Annotated in this window: 21 protein-coding genes and 1 tRNA gene; 3 read left to right on the top strand and 19 right to left on the bottom strand. The window is 59.9% G+C overall.

Annotated features, from left to right (window positions below):
- Positions 1 to 284: 284 nt before the first annotated feature.
- The 12 genes from C482_RS14940 to C482_RS14890 all read right to left on the bottom strand — a co-directional run bounded on the left by C482_RS14940 (position 285) and on the right by C482_RS14890 (position 8821).
- Complete coding sequence (locus C482_RS14940; protein ID WP_006168550.1) at positions 285 to 1529, bottom strand: HK97 family phage prohead protease; 1245 nt, start codon at positions 1527 to 1529, stop codon at positions 285 to 287.
- Between the two features lie 91 nt (positions 1530 to 1620).
- Complete coding sequence (locus C482_RS14935) at positions 1621 to 3054, bottom strand: phage portal protein (RefSeq protein ID WP_006168549.1); 1434 nt, start codon at positions 3052 to 3054, stop codon at positions 1621 to 1623.
- Position 3055: 1 nt separating this feature from the next.
- Entirely contained in the window at positions 3056 to 3400 is a 345-nt protein-coding gene (locus tag C482_RS14930; RefSeq protein ID WP_006168548.1) for a KTSC domain-containing protein, read from the bottom strand.
- Entirely contained in the window at positions 3400 to 5208 is a 1809-nt protein-coding gene (locus tag C482_RS14925; RefSeq protein ID WP_006168547.1) for a terminase large subunit domain-containing protein, read from the bottom strand. Before C482_RS14925 ends, C482_RS14930 begins: the two co-directional genes overlap by 1 nt.
- 1 nt (position 5209) lies before the next feature.
- Positions 5210 to 5785 (bottom strand): hypothetical protein, encoded by a 576-nt coding sequence (locus tag C482_RS14920; protein ID WP_006168546.1) that lies wholly within the window; start codon positions 5783 to 5785, stop codon positions 5210 to 5212.
- Between the two features lie 34 nt (positions 5786 to 5819).
- Positions 5820 to 6104 carry an HNH endonuclease signature motif containing protein gene (locus C482_RS20585; RefSeq protein WP_006168545.1) on the bottom strand — a complete coding sequence of 95 codons (285 nt, stop codon included), beginning with the start codon at positions 6102 to 6104 and terminating at the stop codon, positions 5820 to 5822.
- Between the two features lie 290 nt (positions 6105 to 6394).
- Complete coding sequence (locus C482_RS14910) at positions 6395 to 6676, bottom strand: hypothetical protein (RefSeq protein ID WP_006168544.1); 282 nt, start codon at positions 6674 to 6676, stop codon at positions 6395 to 6397.
- Positions 6673 to 6858: a hypothetical protein gene (locus tag C482_RS14905; RefSeq protein WP_006168543.1), complete on the bottom strand. Its 186-nt coding sequence runs from the start codon at positions 6856 to 6858 to the stop codon at positions 6673 to 6675. Before C482_RS14905 ends, C482_RS14910 begins: the two co-directional genes overlap by 4 nt.
- Before the next feature lie 124 nt (positions 6859 to 6982).
- Positions 6983 to 7417 (bottom strand): hypothetical protein, encoded by a 435-nt coding sequence (locus C482_RS20895; protein ID WP_006168541.1) that lies wholly within the window; start codon positions 7415 to 7417, stop codon positions 6983 to 6985.
- Positions 7418 to 7424: 7 nt separating this feature from the next.
- A complete protein-coding gene (locus C482_RS14900; RefSeq protein WP_006168540.1) occupies positions 7425 to 7796 on the bottom strand; it encodes a hypothetical protein in 372 nt (123 codons plus the stop codon).
- Positions 7797 to 7804: 8 nt separating this feature from the next.
- Positions 7805 to 8308 (bottom strand): hypothetical protein, encoded by a 504-nt coding sequence (locus C482_RS14895; RefSeq protein WP_006168539.1) that lies wholly within the window; start codon positions 8306 to 8308, stop codon positions 7805 to 7807.
- A 3-nt stretch (positions 8309 to 8311) separates the two neighbouring features.
- The gene (locus C482_RS14890; protein ID WP_049896815.1) at positions 8312 to 8821 is read right to left on the bottom strand and encodes a hypothetical protein; all 510 of its coding nucleotides are present in this window, start codon (positions 8819 to 8821) and stop codon (positions 8312 to 8314) included.
- A gap of 375 nt (positions 8822 to 9196) precedes the next feature.
- Here C482_RS14890 and C482_RS14885 point away from each other — a divergent pair, with 375 nt between their 5' ends.
- Positions 9197 to 9850 (top strand): hypothetical protein, encoded by a 654-nt coding sequence (locus C482_RS14885; protein ID WP_006168537.1) that lies wholly within the window; start codon positions 9197 to 9199, stop codon positions 9848 to 9850.
- Between the two features lie 111 nt (positions 9851 to 9961).
- Here the strand turns inward: C482_RS14885 and C482_RS14880 are convergent, their stop codons facing one another.
- The 5 genes from C482_RS14880 to C482_RS14860 all read right to left on the bottom strand — a co-directional run bounded on the left by C482_RS14880 (position 9962) and on the right by C482_RS14860 (position 15678).
- Positions 9962 to 10201 carry a helix-turn-helix transcriptional regulator gene (locus C482_RS14880; protein WP_006168536.1) on the bottom strand — a complete coding sequence of 80 codons (240 nt, stop codon included), beginning with the start codon at positions 10199 to 10201 and terminating at the stop codon, positions 9962 to 9964.
- 87 nt (positions 10202 to 10288) lie between these two features.
- Positions 10289 to 14080 carry a hypothetical protein gene (locus C482_RS14875; protein WP_152422023.1) on the bottom strand — a complete coding sequence of 1264 codons (3792 nt, stop codon included), beginning with the start codon at positions 14078 to 14080 and terminating at the stop codon, positions 10289 to 10291.
- Positions 14077 to 14304 (bottom strand): hypothetical protein, encoded by a 228-nt coding sequence (locus C482_RS14870; RefSeq protein ID WP_006168534.1) that lies wholly within the window; start codon positions 14302 to 14304, stop codon positions 14077 to 14079. Before C482_RS14870 ends, C482_RS14875 begins: the two co-directional genes overlap by 4 nt.
- 230 nt (positions 14305 to 14534) lie before the next feature.
- Positions 14535 to 14608, bottom strand: a tRNA-Thr gene (locus tag C482_RS14865).
- Between the two features lie 89 nt (positions 14609 to 14697).
- Entirely contained in the window at positions 14698 to 15678 is a 981-nt protein-coding gene (locus C482_RS14860; protein ID WP_006168533.1) for a class I SAM-dependent methyltransferase, read from the bottom strand.
- 205 nt (positions 15679 to 15883) lie between these two features.
- Between C482_RS14860 and C482_RS14855 the strand changes: the two genes are divergently transcribed.
- Positions 15884 to 16303 (top strand): Rieske (2Fe-2S) protein, encoded by a 420-nt coding sequence (locus tag C482_RS14855; RefSeq protein WP_006168532.1) that lies wholly within the window; start codon positions 15884 to 15886, stop codon positions 16301 to 16303.
- A gap of 81 nt (positions 16304 to 16384) precedes the next feature.
- Here the strand turns inward: C482_RS14855 and C482_RS14850 are convergent, their stop codons facing one another.
- On the bottom strand, positions 16385 to 17317 hold the full coding sequence (locus C482_RS14850; RefSeq protein ID WP_049896806.1) for a ZIP family metal transporter: 933 nt from the start codon (positions 17315 to 17317) through the stop codon (positions 16385 to 16387).
- Between the two features lie 573 nt (positions 17318 to 17890).
- Between C482_RS14850 and dph5 the strand changes: the two genes are divergently transcribed.
- Positions 17891 to 18703 carry a diphthine synthase gene (gene dph5 / locus C482_RS14845; RefSeq protein WP_006168530.1) on the top strand — a complete coding sequence of 271 codons (813 nt, stop codon included), beginning with the start codon at positions 17891 to 17893 and terminating at the stop codon, positions 18701 to 18703.
- Between the two features lie 193 nt (positions 18704 to 18896).
- Here dph5 and C482_RS14840 read toward each other — a convergent pair whose 3' ends face one another.
- A complete protein-coding gene (locus C482_RS14840; protein ID WP_006168529.1) occupies positions 18897 to 19880 on the bottom strand; it encodes an isocitrate/isopropylmalate dehydrogenase family protein in 984 nt (327 codons plus the stop codon).
- Positions 19881 to 19950 lie beyond the last annotated feature (70 nt).

Genomic DNA, 19950 nt, shown 5'->3' with positions numbered 1-19950 from the left:
TCAGAGATGTGTATAAGAGACAGTTGTAGGACTTGCCAGCAGCGGCTGCTGCGAGGAACGGGTGCTTCGTCCCGAAGTTCCGCTCGAGGTGCTCTGCGTAGCCGCCCTCGTTCTCGCGCTGTCGGATGCGACCGCTGACATCGATGCCGGTCCGACCGCGCTCGATGCTGCTCTCTTCGAATCCCCAGTCACGGAGGATGCTGTAGAGGTTTGCTTCTGCCTCGTCGCCGGTGCCACGGTGGCCTGCCAGCGTCTCCTGAACGTGTCCGATGGTTGCACTCATGTTAGATCGTCACCCCGCTGGAATCGTCGTCGGTCGTCTCGCTCGAGTCGTCCTCAGAACCGAACAGCTTCGTCTCGGAGTCGGCGAGTTCGAGTTCGCCGTCGTCGTTGGCCTTCTCGCGAAGCGCTTCGAACTCCTTGCGGACATCCTCGTCGGCGTCCTCGCCGAGGAAGAGTTGGACGGTGTCGTCGTCCGTGCCGGCGTCCTTGCCGTCGTCCGGTTCGTCCGCGTCGTCTGTTTCGTCGGGTTCGGTGTCGCGCTCCTCGTCGAACGTCTCGACGAGGGAGTCGATGCTGTTGGCGAGCATCTCGTTCGTCTCCGCCTGCCGCTCGACGGAGTCGCGAAGCTCTGCCAGGTCGTCGTTGGCGGGGTCGTCGCCGCCGTCGTCTGGGTCACTCATGTCGTTGGTTTCGTCGGGAGAATCAGCACTCGAGTCGCCAGCCGGGGGCGTGGTCGACGTCCCACCGCCGAGCGCTCCCTCGAGGTCATCGAGTCGTCGCTCGACATCGGCGAGTGAGGCCTCGAGGTCGCTTGGATCAGACCCCATCATCCGGCTGAAATCGGCCGGGACTGGAGCCTGGGGTTGGTGCTGGTGAGTGGCCGCCTGTGGAGGGGCCACGGCCTGTGGCTGGCTGCCGTATCCGTGCCTCTGGATGCCTGTGGGAACGGTCGGGCTGCCGAGAGCCTTCGCACCGATGGCGTCAGCGCCGTCGTTGACCGTCAGCGGGTTCGACGGGATGCCGACGATTGACGTCTCGAGGAGATCGACCGAGTGGAAGATGAACTTGCCCTCGTCGCGATCACGCTCGTAGTCGATGATGCGGAAGCCGACCGACGCGCCGACCGGCATGTCGTCCTCGAGGAGGGCGACGATGTCCTCAGCATCCTCGTTGGCATTCGTCGGCACGAAGTCCGCGTAAAGGACGTCGACCGACTCACCGTCGTGCGACTCCGTTTCAATTGACGCTTCGTCCCACGTGCCGACGATCCCGAGAGCGCCGTAGTAGCCACCTCGAGAACCGCGGCCGTGATCGAGAAACGCTGGGACTTTCCCCTCGTTGATTTGGTCGCGCTCGTTCTCGAGGCCATCTCGCGAGAACTCGTCACCGTCGCGATCCTCGGCAGTCGAGGAGATTGGCATCCGGACGCGTTTGCGCCCGTCCTCGTCTTCCTTGACCTCGATATCGTCGTTCGAAGCGCGGAATCGCTTCTCAACGTACTGTCCCTTCTGTAGGTGGTTTTGCATCTGTGAATCTCTCAAAACAAGTCCCGTGCTGCTGATCGGCCCTTACTGTCTCACGCCACGGGTCGTGAGGTCATCGGGCACTCGAGTAATGCTACTGGATTGGGTCTACACCGTCGTCACCATCACCGCCGTCCTCACTCGAGTCATCGCTGGCGCTGCCTCGAGCGTCGCGGATCAATTGCTCGATAATGTACTTCGGATGCTCGCCGTAGTCGATCTCGACGCCGGCGATCTCGACAGTCGTGTCACCAGTCTCTTCGCCGAGTTTCTGGAGATACGCGTTCAACGGGAGTGTCCCCGCCTCGTACCGTTCTCGAAGATGTTCCTCTCGAGCCCGCTCTTGACGAGGGTCCGAGTGGGTGAGTTTTAGCGAGAACCGCTGCTCGTCGGGCAGTTCCTGGTAGCTCTCGAACTGGCGGAACACTTGCGTCGTGATCGCGTCTTCGAGTGTTTCGAGGAATCCCTGCGTGACGCGCTTGTGGACGATCGAGAGCTCCGCATCAGCGGTGTTGTAGTTGACATCCTCAGTCATCGCGATCTCGCCTTTCGTCAGGCCGAACGCGGCGAGGCATAGCTGCAGGAACCACTGCTGCTCTCCGATGATATCGAGGTTCAGCGCTGTGCCGCCCATCTCGATCCAGTTTGCCGGACCGTCGCCGCCGATCACGCCGACTTTCCGCGGGTCGCCGGCAGCGTTCTTGATCGTCTCCTCGATCTCGGTGAAGTCCTGTTCACCAGCGTTGATCATCTGGACGAATCCGCTCGGGAGTTCGTTGTCGTTGTAGAAGCGCTGGGCGTGAATCGTCGAGTGAGTAAGGTGCTCGAGAGCGGCCTGGACCTGCATCCCGGGCGCTCGAGGATAGATCCGGTTCGATCGCTTCGATCCCGGGTAGCGCATGACGACAAGGTCGTCGTGATCGAGTGGCGTGAGCTCACTGTCGCCGACACCACTGACAATGCTCCCGGCATGTGTTCGGAACGGCGCCTGGTAGAACGGCGTCTCGTCGAACTCACCCGTCGCCGTAACGTTGTGCCGAATCGTGAGCGCGTCGACGGGCTTCAGTGCCGCTACCGGGATCGACCCATCGGCACTCCCGATCGGCTCCAGGTATCCGTTGCCGATATCGGCCATGTCGGAGACAACCGCCGAGACGAGGTCGTTCCACGAGTCTTTCTGGAGGTGTGGGCCATCGAGAACATCACGGAGCAGTTCCCACAGCGACGTCGCAGCCGGCGATGGATCAATGTCCTCTGGCGTCTCTCTTCCCAGGTCGGCACCAGAGAGTTGGTCGTTGATGGCGTTCTTGATGATCTCCATCGCCCACGTCTCGCCCAACTTCCGAGCCTGGTAAGCCTCTTTGCCCCGGTGCACCCCGTGGACGTTCGCGCCGAGGATGGAGTCTTCGACCTGCTGGAGGGTCTGGGAGTCCTCAAGGTCGACCGACGATCCGCCGATCGAGGCTGTTGACTTCTCCGGGCGCTGGCGATACGTCTCATGTTGCTCAAGGTAGTGTTTGAGAGCCATGTTAGTCTAAGAACCTCCGGACGGTCTCGTTGTTCTGTGGCGCTGCCCGCCCGTGAGCAGGCCAATCCGTGGCGCTGAGTTCCTCGTAGGCGAAGTCCATCCGGATGTTGTGGTAGTGGTAGGACCCGTGCGAGTTGGCCGCCTTCAGCCCCTCCCAGACGTCCTCCGGAACGAACCTGTAGATGTAGATCCGATCCCCGTGGAACCGGATGTACAGGTCCTGATGCGCACGGTCGTACAGACCAGAGTGCAAGTTGCTCGAGACGAACGACATCATGTCGATCAGTCCCTCTTTGGCGGATAGTTCGACGTCGCCGACGATCGGGATCGCGTCGTTATCTGGCATCAAAACTGACCTCCGAACCGATCCTGCAATTCCTGTACCGCCTGTCCGATCTGGCTGTCCTCGAAGCTCTTCTCTTCAACGTCGCGTTCGAGGCTGACGCCACAGTCCGAACAGGTCGCTGTTCCCTGCCGCCGCCCCGGCTCAAGCCTACCTCCACAACGCGGGCACGTTGGATCGTCGCCGCTGTTACTCGAGGTGCTCTCTTGACCGTTGATCGACACCGTCGCGGTCGGAATGCCGGCCGTGACCCCAGAGTCACGGCCCCATATCGCCTGCATCGCCGCGTCGAGGTAGTCCGGCGATCGACCGAGGCGTTCCTTGACCTTCTCTTTCGGCGTCAGCTTGAGGACGTCCTCGCCATTGGTCCCGCGTGACGAGATGTGGATTTCCTCGTACTCGAGTGTACGAGCAGCGACGAGCAACTCTTCGCGAAGCGTCCGGTCGTTGATCGACCCGCCGTTCTGGAGCCACTTCCCGAGCAGTGCGACGCCCTCGGCCCAGCAGTCCTTGTAGTTCGCTGAGTCCTCGGCGACGCCGAGTGACTTGAACCGGATCGTCTCCGGGAATCGCTGGTGCATGATGTCCGCGAACCCGGACCCTTCGCCGACCGCGTCGATCGGCATCGGGTTGTCCGGATCGTCCTCGAGGACATCAGTGACATCGTCGGCGTGTGCGGTGTAATCGTGACACGGCTCTTCGTACCGAACCTCGAGGACGTCACCGTCGACGCTGATGACTGGTGTACGGTCACCACCGTCTCGGGCAACGTCGATCCCGGTCGCCTGCGGCCGTCCGACTGGCTGCCAGTCGCGGTTCCAGGCGGCGTTGACATCGTCGATCGTGAACGGCCGGTTCTTGCTCGCGCCGCCGGGCGGGATGATCCCTGCACGCCGGCGGTACCAGCGCTGATCAAGGTCTGTCCGGAACTCGGGGTTGTCCTCGAGAGCGTCGCTGTGGGAGAAGACCGGGGTACCGTCGGCATCGAGTTTCGGTGCAGACAGCGTTCGAGCCGTTTCGGTACCAGGCCAGGGTTCCTTGTTGTAGTCCTCCCAGTCGTCCTGGATCTTGTGCAGCGTCGCGAGCCCGTCGACCTTCTCGTCGTCAACGTTTCCGAGCTCGACCTGCACGTTATGCGAGTCGAAACTCGAGAACTCGAGTACCTCCCACTTCGATGTCGGATCGTCTTGCTCGTCGAGGATCGGATAGATCGAGTTCGTTTCGTCCTTCGGTGGATTGGCGATCGCGATGATCCGGTCCTGCTCGTCAGTGACGAGCGATTTCATCGCGTCGAGGACCTCGGCATCGACGTCTTTCTTGTCGGCCTCCTCGATGATCGCCAGTGTGTAGGCGGCGTGGACCCCCTCGAGTTCGCCAGCGTCCTGTGGGGAGGCCGCCTCGAAAAAGTGCTCGGGCTCGCCGTCGATCTCGATGCGCTCTGGCCGGCTCTTGTACTCTCCAGGTAGTGGTACTCGAGCGTTCTCGTGGAGGTTCTCGACCGGCTTGCAGTACGTCCGCTTCATCTTCCGCTCGGTCCCCGAGGTCGCGAACGAGCAGGCCGGGTAGCGGATCGTCAGCCAGACGATCGTGATCGCCGCCAGGATGTAGGACTTCCCGAGGCCGTTCGCGGTGACAACCAGGAGGCGCTCGTTCGCAGCGATCCCGCGGCAGATCTGTGCCTGTGCCTCGGAAACGCGAATTCCAAGATAGTCCTCGATCGCGTCCTCGAGCCATGTCTCGTCACCGGCTTCCGCGCGTTCGACGTAGTGGCTCGGTGGGTTGGGTGCCTCCGGGTCAGCTGTGGCAGCCATGTTAGTCGTCCACCTCGTGTCCGTTGGCCTGTTTCAGGTTACGCATGAACGCATCCTCGAGAGTGACCGATCCGGAGACCTTGAACTCGTCTGCCGGCGCTATGCCGAACTTATCACACAGCCCTTCGAAGCGACGGAGGAAGCGTTCATCTCCCGACCGTCGGAACTGGAGCAGACACATCGATGCCGCAGCTCGAGCGACATCCTGTGCATCCCCGGGATCGCCGAGGTGGTCATAGGCGTCTTCGAAGGCCTCGCTCTCGCCTTCGGTTAGACTCGAGGTGAAGTGCTCACAGAAGGCACCGTGTTTGAGTGCGTTCTGAGAGGAGGTCTCTTTCCCTTCCTCTGTTTTCGGACCCGTTGAACCGCCCCCGTGCTTCCGACAGCGACCGTGATCGATCTCGGTACCCCAGCCAGAAGTGAGCTGACAGTAGCCGCCAAATAGTACCCGATCCTCCTCGTCTCGGACGACCTCACCATCCTGTTTTTGCTTCCGACGGCCATTGCAAGTGTCGTCAGGATCCCGTGTTGGGACCTCTTCGAGTGGAAGGCCAGTAAGTTCGTCTTCGTCAGTCATTGTTAGAATTGGATCATGGCTCGAGTACCGGCCGTCAGAATCCCGGCCTACTTGCCGTCGACGTCGGCGGTTCGGTGCCTCGAGGCCGAGGTTCTTGAAGCCGGCTCGAGGCGCGGCGGTTGTTGTGCTGTCCGTCCTGGTGGCAGTCGCGACAGAGTCCGATGAGGTTGTTCGGATCGCTGTTATGTTTGCGGTGGTCGCGATGGTGGACTTCGATGCCGTCGACGGCGTCTCGAGGACGTCCGCACCCGGGGCAACGATACGTGCTGCCGTCGCGATCGCGCCAGTAGAGCTCGCGGGCTGGTTGTCGTTCGTCCATTGTGGATCACTTCTGCCGAAGTGTGGAAGTAGCGCAGTCTCCGCAGAGGGTGACGGTGTCGCCCTCTTCATAGCCCATGTCGGAGAGGACGCCACCGAGTGATGCTGTCCGGAAGAACTCGGGTGAAAACTGGCAGAGGAGNGACGGTGTCGCCCTCTTCATAGCCCATGTCGGAGAGGACGCCACCGAGTGATGCTGTCCGGAAGAACTCGGGTGAAAACTGGCAGAGGAGTGCTGGTGACGGGTAGCACTCCGACCCGCATCCATCGCAGTTCGCTTTGTATCCCATTTTAGGTCACGAAGTACAGGAACGCCGCGAGCAGGAACAGGTCGATCGCGACGATCCCAGGTATGGCAACCAGTCGAAGCATGAACCCGAACGGCGGGTACAGTGGGGCGTTTTTGACCCAGGTCTCCTCCCGGACCGTTTTGACAATCTCGAGGACGTTTCGGACCAATGCCCACCACGTGAGCAGCATGACGACTGCGAACAGCAGGAAGTAGGCTGCCAGCGTGAGTGATTCGACCGGTGCCTCGTAGAGTTCGATGAACGGGTTTGTTGTCACGGTCACTGCACCTCTCTCGAGACGTGCTCGTCGATGTCTTCACCGAGCTTTGGGTCTCGTTCGACCGCCTCCCCGAGTTTTTCATCGAAGGTTTCCTCGACATCCTCAAGCGTGTCCTGGTCCCCACCAACGACACTGAGGTTGAGGTCGTAGTGGTCGATCTGGATTTTGGGGCCGTCGTTACTCATGCGTCTGAACAGTCGTGATCGTCGAGTTCTGATTCGAGAACGAGTACCCCACAGTTGGTGCACTCGGTCGAACGGTCCTCCGCTGGTCGTCCGTTATTGAAGTTCATCTTGTGTGCCATGGTGATTACGTAGGTGTTGGGTGGTCGCCGTCTGGAAGTTCGTCGACGAGATCCTCGAGGGCCGGAACATCGGCACTGAGGTCTCGAAGTCTATCGTGGAAGCCGGACAGAAGTGCACGTTCCCACGCTCGAGCGTGGCCTGGTGCTGTGAAGTACTCGTTATGCGTTGGGTGGATAACCGCGACAGCCTCGTCGTCGATCATCACGAACGCACAACCGGGCGGAACCTTCGCAACAAACGGATCGTCGAAGTGGTCGGTGCTGACTGGCATTGCCTTCGTGAACCACGGCGTCGCCGAGCCGTTTAGGACGATCAACCAGTCCTCGTCTTCGTCTGCCCACCGGTCGTGCCACTTCCGATCGAGTTCTTCAATCGGGATATCATGAGCGCCGGTCAACTGTGTTGCAAGTGCGAATGTCGGTGTGATGTTGTGAGGCATGGCTCAGTCAGTCCTCTTCGTCATCGTTCCCACCGACAGTGATCGTGATCCCCTCGTCGGCGAGGGCGACCAGCTTCTCGAGTTCAAGTTCGTGAGCTCTCGCGACGATTGCACCAACGAGCAGCGTCAGGAACCCGTAGGCGAAGATCGTCACCGTCTCGAGTCCTTCTGGCAGATCCAACCACCCACGACCGAGCGCCACGGTCCAGGCCATCCAGAAAAGGAACACCAGCGTCGTGTGGAATTTTTGTGCGGCCGTGAGATCGTTCGCGAGCATTCGAATACCTACCAGTTCACATCGGAGTCGTTCGAACGGACGCGACCAGTCCTCGAGTGCCGTAAGGTCGAGGTCGTCGGGGCACTGCTGTTTCGTGGACATGGCATCACTCAACTCGCGATCGGGTCGACATCGATCCCAGCGTCCTCGAGGATCGTTGCGACAGCCTCGGTCCCGACGTCGCGGTCGAAACTCTCCTCGCGGATGTGCGGGCCCTTGTGCATCAGCGCCGACGCCTCCTCGTGCGCCTCGAGTGTCCCGTTCGCGAAGATCCGAACGTGGAGTTGACGAAACGGTTGTTCTGGGTAGAGGTCGGGATCGTAGTGGAAGCGAACGAGGTTGACCTCTTCGCCAGCGTAGTGGTAGGCGAGGAACCAGTTCGGCGTGAAACCCTCGTAGGCCAGCGCCTCGACGATGTCGGCGATCGGTGCCTTCGGATCCAGCGTAGCGACATCCTCGTCGGCGTCGACGCCCAGCCACGCCGAGATGTGCTGGCGCTTGATGTGGACGGCGTCGTTCACGAGTCGGAGGACACGATCGTCGTGCAGTGCCTCTTCCAGTAGGACATCGGGATCGAGGGAATGGAGTTCCTGAGCGGTGAGATCTTGGACCATCTTTCACCCCCGCTTAACCGCGAGTTTGACGCTCCGACGGAAGATCTCGGTGTCGTACCCTTGGGCGTCCTCGTGCTCTTTGAAGAGCCGGACTGCCCTGCGGAGAACCGACCGGTCGAACTCGACGTTGGCCTCCTCGAGTCGGTTCGCGAGCGGCGTCGTCAGTCGGAGTGCCTGAACCTTCGACAGCGTCTCGTCGTCCGCCCAGCATCCGACTCGGGCGCAGCTGCGGCAGGTGGTCCGGGCGATCGATGTCCGCTGCTGGCCGGGGCGGGTCGTGACACCGTCGACGGATGTGTGGATCTGCTCGTCCGGCTCGAGGGTTGCCGCCGTCGTCCGGTGGTGCTCCTGGACGTCGTGGTCGTCGACGCCGCCGTTGAACGTCGCCTCCTCGATTTCTTTGACGAGTTCGAAGCAGCCGTTACACACGCGAGGGGTGTGCCAGACGATACGATCGAACGCCGTCTTTGGTGATATGTGGTTATCGCCGCTGGTGGACTGTGTCGTTGACATGGCTGGAGAAAAGCGATGCTGCAGGGCGGACGTGATCATCGTCGACGACATCAGCGGTCGTCGACTCGACGCCCTGTAGCGATCGTATTGTTTGATTGAAGGTCACTCGAGGTGATAAGGGTAAGCGCGTACGCCATAATGGCGACCGTTGCTTTGAGGGCAGCGTTTTCGGCCGCCTCACGCGTTTTCACTTTATTCAACTCAAATCCCCTGTCGAAACCACAGTTATTGATACGAAGAGACTGCTGAATATAGAGCGCATATCGGCCACGAGAGATTAGTCGCGGAGAAGGACATTGATCCAGCAATAAAGCCGATCTGTCACATGATGTTTGAAGTGAACCTCAAACGAAGATAAGTTGAATTCATCGTCCTATGAAATTCCGGGTCAACGAACGTGATTGGCAGATCTGGCTAGGGCTTTTTCTTACATCCATACTTGTCATTTTCAGTGCCTATCTGCTGGATTCCTTTGCAGACTCACTGCCAACAATAACGGTCACACCGAGACAAGTGCTGGATCTTTTCCGATTTCTGGGGATAGTCATCGCCCCTATCGCCGGGGTCACCACGATATACATGTTCCTCTTTTCCTCTCCCTCGACTGAGGAGCATTACGCGTCAATCTTGGGCGAATTAGACGATATCCCGACTAATGACGAACTGGTTGACTTACTTGCCGAACATTCGGACGGAGAGCATCCGCTTGAGGCTGCAGAAATACTTGTTTCGTTCATCGTACCACCCGAAATCCTCGAGGATATAGATAGAGTATATGGAGAAAATTACGAGCAAATTATCGAAATTGCAAATATGCAACGGCCAAAACCGTCGGATAATGTTGAATACCATCCCCCCATTCCACTGGCGTATGAGATTGGATTGCTTGTCACCATAGACCTGAGTGAGGAAATCGAGGAAGAAGTTCAGGGGGATGTCTTGAACGGAGCCAGTCGGTATATTACGGCGTATCATTTCGGTATCCGGGCAATGCAAGACGCAGGGATATCTGTCGATCAGTCCCAGTGAGATCGTTCAATAAACAAGACTGTTTTTGCCCGGGGAAGTTCGGATATAGCTCTAGGTCTCTGTTGAATAAGCGCTCTGTATTCAGCATAGGTGTGGGAATCTATCATCAGATCAGGGTTTCTGTAGGCCTACTCGAACGTAACGGAGGTCATCAGCATCGCGATCGCGATGAACAACATCGCCATCGTCGAGGCGATCAAGTGCACGATCGAGCGTTCGCGTGGGGAGGCCGGTCCGCTCTTGGAGTTCAGAACGAGTGAGCGATCCGCCGGCTGCCTCGAGTGCAAACACGACGTACTTCGAGCTCGGTGGCAGGTCGTCGACGTCGGGGGTGTGTTCGGGGAGGCTCATGGGCTTTGTTTCGTGGAGAGTGCCGCGGCTGGTTGGAGACGGGCGAACGACCGGGTCTCGCGCCGTTTCAGCGCGAAAGGTGGGTGGCTACCCCCCGGCATCTGGGGGAGCACCTCGACCAGGAGGGCTGAACTCGAGGTCGAACACCTCACGAGCCCAGGCCAACCAGTCGGCGGTCCTCCCCGATTCTTCGAGTATCGACCGGAAGCGGCGTGCTGCGGCTACTTTCAAACCTGCACTATTAGATAGAACCTGTAGTGCTGCTGTGAAAGTAGCAGGATCCGACGCGTAGGCCACGCCAGTGTGTTGTTCGTATCGCTCACCTTCGAGGAGGCCGACATCCTCGAGTGCGTTGACGTACCGGGAGATCGTCGCGTAGGTGATGTCCATCCCCTGCAGCTGAGCCAGTCGGTGGAACGCACGTTTGTTCATCGCGATGGATCCATCATCACGTTCGTCGACGAGCGACTCGGGACGGAAGCCGTTGGGACCATTGCCCTCAAGGACGCGGTCAACGTGTCGGAGCAGGTCAATCGCCCCCTCCGGAACGGGTAGGAGTGCCTCGAGAGGGTCGGCGAGCTCCTCGAATGCCGCGACCTCGTCGACGGGGATCTCGGTCGGGACGTTCGTTAGCAGGTAGGCGTGCTTGGGGTCGTCGGGATCGGCCAGCAGCGGGCGGACACGGTGGATGGCCTGGACGAGTTCAGACTCGCGCCCCTCGCGGAACAGTGAGCCAACGAGGCCCGTGTAGTGCTTCGTAGGAACGGAACGGCCACGGCCGTTCTCGTCTTCATAGTGGAGCTTCCGGTAGACTGGCGGGCACTCCGCACCGTCTCTCGTCGAGTGTTCGACACCGCCGACGTCGAAATCGTCTTGGCCCATCGCGAGCAGTTCGGCATCGCGCTCGAGGTCGCCGATGTCGGGATGAGGGGCACCAATACAGACGACAGCATCGCAGTCGTTACGGTTCAGGCCACGGGTCGCATGGTAGTGGAGCACTTCCGCGTGCTCTGGAAAGTCGAACTCGGCAATGAGGCTCGACTTGCAGATAAACAGCGGTTTCTCGTGAACAGCGCCGACGGTGTCGATCGTCCGTTGGATCCGGTCAGCCAGTTTGCGCTCTTCGTCGACGGCCTGGTCGATCGTGCCAGCGTGGTACTGGCCGTCCAGAACCTGCGTCACCTCAAGGCCGGGGATCTCGAGTGGGGCGTCACCGGAAACGACGACATCATCGCGGTCGATGTCGAACAGGGTTGCAACTTTCTCGGGGTTCGCAGTCGCGTCCAGGACGACGGTCGACTCAGGATCGGGGAGTGTCGACGGGAGTGGAAGTTCCCGATAGGCAAGTCCAGTCGGTGCGCCGGCGCGATCGCATTGGACCCACGTGGTTGCACGGGCTTGTTCGCCGTCGCGACGCGTGATCGTGTGTTCGTGTTCGTGCCAGTCGCAATCGTCGCTCGCACAGCAGTGGGCACCGTTGTCGAACTTGATGTCCGACCGGCACCATGGACAGTGCTCGAGCAGCGGCGGGACGGCGATCGCTTTCATAACCGGATCCTCGTCGAGTCCGGCCTGAGCAGCGGTGGCCAGCAGCGGGTCGATCGAGAGGGGCGTTCCCTCCCAGCGATCGTCGTGCATCCGCTCGAGGATGGTCTCGCCGAAGTTGATCTTGATCTCGGCAAGCGTTTCGCCAGGAAGGACACGGCGGACGTACTTGTCCCCTTCTTGCCCGACAGACTGGTAGAACTCTTCCCACTCGAGCATCGGTGGCTCGAGTTCCTCAAGAGTGTCCGCGCCATCGACGTTAGTGAGAACATCAACAGCGTCGCGGGCAAACTGGGCGAGTTCGCGATAGTTCTTGGACTCATCGCGATGGTCGGCGATCGAGTCGAGTGTGTTCGCGATCCGGGTGAGGTCGGTGACCGAGAAGGTGCGCTTGAAGGCGTCGAGGCCGGGGGTCTCGTCAATGATGTTCACCCCGGTATCGCGAGCACTCTTCTGGGTCATGTACGGGTGGACACCGGCGACGAACGGTTCACTCTCGAGGTCGGAGTACTGAGCCTGCCAAGCACACTCGCCGTTGTGCCACGGGTGCTCGTTCTTGTTGTTCAGTTCGAGGATTTGGTGAGCCTTGTTCGGTCCAACCTCGGGAACGAGCGCCTCGTAGGCCTCGCGAGTCGGATGTTCCTTGTCGAGATCGTAGACCGGACACATCGATGGGCAGTCGTGAGTGTCGCCGTGCTCGGGGCAGTCCTCGTCGGCGTGATCGGCGTCCATGCAGTGGCCCTTCCGCTTCTGCTCGGCACCGCGAAGGTGGTAGTACTCCCCGTCATCGAACCTATCAATCTCGAAGTTCCGAATAGCGTCGTCAGTGATGAACTCGCGTGCCTTCTTGTGTTGTTGGAAATATATCGTGTGTGAGCGGTCGCGTTTGAGCGCGCCGAGGGCGGCATTAGTCGTCTTCCCAGCGCCGGCCTCGTCGCCGAACAAGTGGAGTTTGTCGTCCTCGAGGACAGCGTCGAAGCGTTCGTCCTGGAGTTCGTCCCAGCGCTGTTCACGATCGAACGCGTCGGCATCGCGAACGGGTGGGGTGCACGTCTCGATGTCGTACTGGGTTGCACCAGCTCCCGTACTCGAGTCTTCGGGCGGCTCGTACTCAGGGATCCGGGCACCGCGATTGCGGAGTTCGTCGACAGCACGCCAGAAGTCCTCACCCTGTGGATAGTCGGTGACCGACCGGATGATCCCCTCTTCGAGCGCGACGACCTGGAGGGCGTCGAGACCACGATCGCCCTTTCGGTAGATCCACCCGATATCAGGACTCCAGCCGAGACGTTTCCCGGAACTGGAGTTCGACCACGTGGGGTCAAACGATAGCGTTCCGTCGGGCCGTTTCTCGGTTTTCTTACTTCGCAGTCGGATGTCACGCGGTTGGACCTGTCGAATCGCATCGAAGATCGCCGTGATGTTTGAGCTCGAGTCGAGATCTGCGAGTTCATCTCGATCGAACTCTGGTTCCCAGTCTTCGCGAGTTGTCGACGACGATCGGGAATCAGTGGTGTGCTCGTCGATCAGTTCCTGGAGTGCGTCACCGTCGACGGGCTCGATGTCCTCGGGGGTCCCGGGGATGTGCTTGCCCGTCGCGACCATCACGCGCTTGCGGTCGTAGATCTCGACTTCGCCGGCACCGTTCGGGAGTTCGAACTGAATCGTCCGAATGCGTTCGGGGAGCCGTCCACGGAAGACCTGGTGGACACCGCTCCCGGACGTCGAGAGGTCGGTGTAGGTCATCCCGAGACGGTTCATCAGTGCGACCGCTTCCGGGTGGGGTTCGCCTGTCTCTTCGTCGACGACGTCGTCGTAGTCGACGAACAGCATCGGGTCTGGCTCACCGTTGTACTCGCCATGTGGCGACTGGAGGATGAACGCGAGCCCGGTCAGCTGCGGGTGCATCTCCCGCCATTCGGCAGCGCTGTCGAAATCGGTCCAGTTCCCTGGATCCGACCAACTACGACGGTTCTCCGTCGACGCGTACGGGGCGATCGGGAGCTTGCCGTCGACGGGCATCCAGTGATCGTACTCAACGCCAGTTTCGGGAAAGACATCGTTGGCTGGCTGCCACTCAAGGTCAGCGTATGGACCATTGACGTGGTCGGTGTCGTCCGAAACTGTCGAGGTGTGTTCGTGAACCGGTTCCTCTTCGGCCTCGTCTGTGAGACTGCCGTCAACCGGCTCGGCATCGTCGCCCTCAAGCAGCGCCTCAACGACGCTGTGATATTTTGCTGGGTGAGCGCCGCGAACGTTCGCGAGAACGCCCATGATGGTTGAGTCCGGGTGATTCTCGATGTATCGCTCGATGCGAGTGACGACATCGCTCACGCCGACCACCCCCAGTCCTCGAACGAACTCTGACCGTCGACATCTGGCCGCTCGACATCTTGGTCGTCACCAATTTCCGGAACGCCTTCTGTCCGCTCTTCGCCGATGTCTTCGGGATCGGTCGCGTAGACGACATCCTCGGCTTGCTTCTCGAGCTCGGGACGCTCGGTGATGTACTGGACGGTACCGTCGAGCGGAGCTCCCTCGTAGGAACGTTCGCTCACGCCGCGACACCCCGGTTGGGTATCGCGACAGGGGGTTCATTACCACTCTCAGCAGTATTCGAAGTAGTAGAAAACCCACACCAAGCGTCGGGATGCCCCGACCCTGAGTTATGGGATTGTAAGGAATTTGGTAGGAGCCGGTGGAGGGATNATTCGAAGTAGTAGAAAACCCACACCAAGCGTCGGGATGCCCCGACCCTGAGTTATGGGATTGTAAGGAATTTGGTAGGAGCCGGTGGAGGGATTTGAACCCTCGACCTAATCCTTACGAAGGATTCGCTCTGCCAGTCTGAGCTACACCGGCGCGGTTCGAGTGCGTTTACTCATAGGTTCGATAGCAGGCATAAGGATTGCGAATCGTCGCGGTCGTGCGATGTTGTTTCGTGGGACTGGCTATCGCTCGAGGCGAACGTCCAGACAGACGTTGAGCTCGTGCGGAGCGTAGGAGCGAACCACTCGCTGTGTTTCCACAGTCACCTCGTACGCTGGCTCGGCTGCCTCGCGGATCGCGCGCTCACCTGGCCCGAACGGATCGTCTTCATGCTGGATATCGTAGTAGTGAATTACGCAGTTGTCACCCGCAATCGCAACCGCAGCCTCAACAAACTCGTTCGCGCTATGAGGCAGGTTCATCACGATACGGTCTGCCCACCCGTTGTACTCACTTGTAACATCACGAACGTCGTCACAGATTGCCGTCACGTGATCCGCGACGCCGTTGCGGCGCGCGTTCTCGCGCAGGTACTCGATGGCGTCGGGGTTCACGTCGACGCCGACACAGTCTGCACCGCGTTTCGCGAACGGAATGACGAACGGGCCGACGCCGGCGAACATGTCGAGCACCCGCTCGTCGGGTGCTGTCTGCTCGGTGACCCGGTGGCGCTCCGTTGCGAGGCGCGGCGAAAAGTAGACTGCGGCGAGGTCGAGCGCGAACTCGCAGCCGTACTCGCGGTGGACGACCTCGGTATCGTCGCCCGCGAGGAGATCCCAGTCGCGGACACGGGTCTCACCTTTCACCTTCGAGGCTTTGTTCAGGACGGTGTCGACTGGAAGGTCAGACTCGAGAACGGCGTCAGCGATTTCTCGTGCACGTTCGTCGTCGTCCTCATCGAGCAACGCCGCCTCGCCGAGCCGTTCATAGGAGGGGTCAAAGCCCAGTAGGTCGGCGGGCGTCGTCTGTGTCTCGCGTTCGTCGACCGGCCGAGAGACGACATCGAGACCTGCTGGAACAGCGTCGGGGTCAGTGACTGGAACGTAGAGATCACCCTCCGCGACGGCAATTTCGTACTCGTCGTCGATCAAGTCCGCGTCCGCCAGTTCGCGGCGTGTTGCTTCCCCTTCCTCGCGCGCGACGCGGACACACGGCACTTCCATACCCTGGTGAAACTGACGGGACGACCTAACGGTGACGTTTCTCGTTGATACTCGTAAGAACAGTCTGGGCGTACGATGCGCACAAGACGTGCAAGTCGCCACGATAGCGATCGAAACGATCCGTTATCGTCGGGAATAGAGTTCGTGTACGTTGGTCTGTCAAAAACTGACACTGTTTTCAGCCTGCCGACCATATCAGTGCGATATGCAGTTACTCACGACTATAGAGACGGTCCACGAGAAACGCTCGTGGTTGTTCACCGTTCAGGACCAGTACGGTGAGAAAGAGGAAGTCATCCTCGTCCCCTGTGATGACGGCGTTGAGGCGTGGATCAATCGCTGTACACACGAATCACAGCGATTCGATACGGGTCGCGGCGCACCGATACGCGATGGGCAACTCATCTGTCCGCGCCATGGCTCAATGTTCGATTCGTGTTCTGGCTACTGTGACAACGGCGACGCCGCCGAGACGACGCTTCCAGCGGTCAATATCACGGTCAATGGCAATGATGGCTCAATCTACCTCACCGACGATGAGATGACGTTCGTCCACGAAGGTGGTATCGACGAGGACGAAGACGAGGATGAGGGCCCTGATTCAACATCACATATCTCGCTGTAACGATAACTCGACGCTCGCTGATGATGAACGACTGAAGCAAGGAGCGGCTATGGGGGGCGTCGTCTCACGTGAGGCTGTTATTCAGCCGAGAATGTACCCTTCGACGAGAACCTCTTCGAGCAAGAACATCAGAACGACACCACCGACGAACGTTGCGGCATTAATCTTCGAAATGGCGGCACCAGTGTCGATACGAACGAGTTCGGTAACTTCCCAGATAACCTCGATGATCGCTCCAACGCCGATTGCGAGGAAAAGAATCGCAACCACCGGTGTGAACGCGAAGATACCGAGCCAACTTCCGAATACCAGTGGTCCGCCAGCGAGGAAGCCGACGGCGACGAAGTGATACAGCGGTGGGCGATCTGCGTCGCGTGCGAGAGCGGCCACGATCGATAGCCCCTCGGTAATGTTGTGAAGAACGAAGCCAACGACCAGTATCGTTACGGCCGAATACGCTCCTGTCGCAAACGACGTTCCAATCGCTAACCCTTCGCCGATGCTGTGTAATCCAAGTCCGATTGCAATCATGTATGCAACCTTGAGACCAGGATTCGTTTCACCCATTGCGGCATCCAATCGCCACTGACTGAACGTTTTCATCAGATAAAATGTTCCCGCGATGCCGACAACACCGACGGCCGTTGCAATGGCGAGTTCCACGGTTCCGGCACCGGACTCAGCTATTGCTTCACCGTTTTCGAACATCTCTTCGACCATCTCGATACCGATGAACGCGAGAATCCCTGCAGACAACGCTAACGCCGCGTGCACCCAGATATTGTCGAGAGATTTGATGAAGGGGAACCACAACATTCCGATCGCAACCGGCATTACACCGGCCAACAAGCCGATGATTGTCATCATCCACATCACTTCACTGGTCGACGCACTGGCCATGTCGTCGAGACTTCCAAACGGTGATGTCAGATAGAGCGCTCCTGCAACGGACGCAAGTACGACAACTGGACCAATCGCCAGCAACCACCTGCGGAATGTGTGCTGATTAGTCATCGTCTGTCACTCGAACGCGTCGAGCAGTTGGTCGACTGTCGGAAGGGAGTTTCAGACACGATACGACGAGCTGACAACCCAGTACGCCCCAAATATTTGACTGTCATTACCCCTCTGTTTAGAACTGTACTATTTATTGTTTTTGAACGGGAGACATTTATTTAGATGGTGCTAAAGATTCGGCGTGTGGCATCACTGAACGGGAATACGACACAATCCTTGTCTCAGACAGAGAATAAGAGGTGTGGCAGCCACGAAACGGCGGTACCGAGACCGACCCGTGGTACGGACCGCTATCGGCCAGTGCCGATAGGCCCACGAGCGACCGGTGAAGAACCGGAAGATCGGTACAGTAGACCGCCTGAGAGGTTGTCACATCCATGTGCTTCTGACTGTCGCGCAGTAGCGATCACCGCTGTACATCCTTCACTCACTGTCCTCCGTGGACGCGATTGGTGATGGACTCGACCGGTTCGGTAAGTGGTCGGGTTTCCCACCAGCGATCAGTCGGTCAGGCACGGCCGGCCATAACGACTCGAAACCTACTCCACGGCTCCCTCACTATGGGAGTTCATGCTCACCTTCATCGGTCTCGGACTCTACAACGAGCGGTCGATCACCGTCGAGGGCCAAGAAGCGCTCCGGAACGCCGACCGCGCCTACGCCGAGTTCTACACCAGCACACTGATCGGAACAACGGTCGAAAGACTTGAGGACGCCCACGGTATCGACATCGAGGTCCGTGATCGTGCAGGCGTCGAACAGCATCCGGACGATATCCTTGCAGCCGCCGAAACCGAAGCTGTCGCCTTCCTGACTGCGGGCGATACGATGATCTCGACCACGCACGTCGACCTCCGCCTGCGGGCCCACGAGCGCGGCATCGAGACGCGAGTAATCCACGGCGTCACCGCTCAGACAGCAACCAGCGCACTGACTGGACTCCAGAACTATCGCTTCGGCAAGGCGACGACGCTTCCATTTCCCTACGCTCACGGAGCCGACGGACTCCCGGCAAGCGTGACGGAGACGATTGACGAAAATCGAGAGAACGGTGTTCACACGGTCGTCTATCTCGATATCAAAGTAGACAACGAAGCCGCGACAAACCGCCTTGAGGGTGACGACACTGTCGAGGAGTACATGACTGCCGACGTTGGCGCGGAACTCCTCGCCGAGGAGTACCCAAACCTCGTCGGCGTTGTCGTCGCCCGCGCAGGAAGTCCGGACCCGCTCGTCGAGGCCGGGACGATGTCCGAGCTCGCAGACCGGGAGTTCGGTGAGCCGCTACACCTGCTCGTGGTCCCCGGCGACTGTCACCTGCTCGAGGCCGACGCGCTGGTCGAACTCGCCGGTGCGGATCGCGATACGCTGGATATTGTGTGAACTGGTGAACTGGCGGTGTCGTACTACTCGAACTGGGCGCTGAACCGATCCCACTCCTGCGTGTCGAGGGCCTGTTACTACTGTAGTCAGCTCTCAATCGAATCGAAGTACGTACTCGAGTCCACTCTCAATCGCTACCCACACCGAGAGGCGACGTGCAACACTAGAGTCGGGAAGGGGCAGAACAGGGCAGCTACAACCGCTCGATAACCGCCGCCGTCACGTCCGCCGTCGAGGAATCACCGCCCAGATCCGGCGTTCGCGGGCCATCCGCGAGCGTCTCCTCGACCGCCGCGTGAACCGCCGCCGCCTCCTCGTCGTAGTCGAGGTACTCGAGTAGCATCGCTGCGGACATGATCGTCGCAGCGGGGTTGGCAATACCCTCGCCGGCGATGTCGGGGGCGGTGCCGTGAACGGGTTCGAACAGGCCGCGGTCGGGGCCGATGTTCGCGCTCGGGAGGAGGCCGAGGCCGCCGACGAGGCCGGCGGCGAGGTCAGAGAGCACGTCGCCCGCGAGATTCGGGCAGACAATGACGTCGAACTGTGTGGGGTCGAGACAGACCTTCGTCGCGAAGGCGTCGATGAGCACCTCGTCGGTATCGATGCCGTTTTCGGCGGCGACCTCGGCGACGGTATCCCGGAAGAGCCCATCGGTCTCGCGCATGACATTCGCCTTGTGCGCGATGGTGAAGCCGTCGTGCTCGCTTTCCGGGCCGGCGTACTCGCAGGCGAACTCGGCGAGCTGCTCGGAGGCCGACTGCGTTGTCACGCGGGTCAGCGTCGCCACGTCCTCGGTCAGCCGGTCCTCGTGGCCCGAGTAGACGCCCTCGGTGTTCTCTCGGAGGAAGACCAGGTCGGTTTCGGGGCGGACGGCGTCGATTCCCGGGTACGCCTTCGCCGGGCGGATGTTGACGAACGAGCCGACGGCCTCGCGCAGCGGAATGATTACGTCCGCGGCAGTCTCGCCCGCTGCGCCGAACAGCGTCGCGTCGGCTGTCGCTGCGAGCTCGTACGTCTCGTCTGGCAGTGCCTCGCCGGTTGCTTCCTCGACTGCGTCGCCGGCCTCAGATTCGGTGAACGAAAAGTCGATGTCCAGCGCTTCGAGCACCTCGACTGCGGCGGGTGTGACCTCCTGTCCGATTCCGTCGCCGGGGATGACGGCGATCTCGTGAGTCATGTCGACACCTCTCTCGGGCGGCGAAAAGAGGGTATCGATAGCGTCAACGGTGCTGATCCGAGTTGCTATC

The organism is Natrialba chahannaoensis JCM 10990 (assembly GCF_000337135.1).
Taxonomy (GTDB): domain Archaea; phylum Halobacteriota; class Halobacteria; order Halobacteriales; family Natrialbaceae; genus Natrialba; species Natrialba chahannaoensis.
Note: the sequence above shows the minus strand (reverse complement) of the source record. Positions and strands in the feature narration are given on the sequence as shown.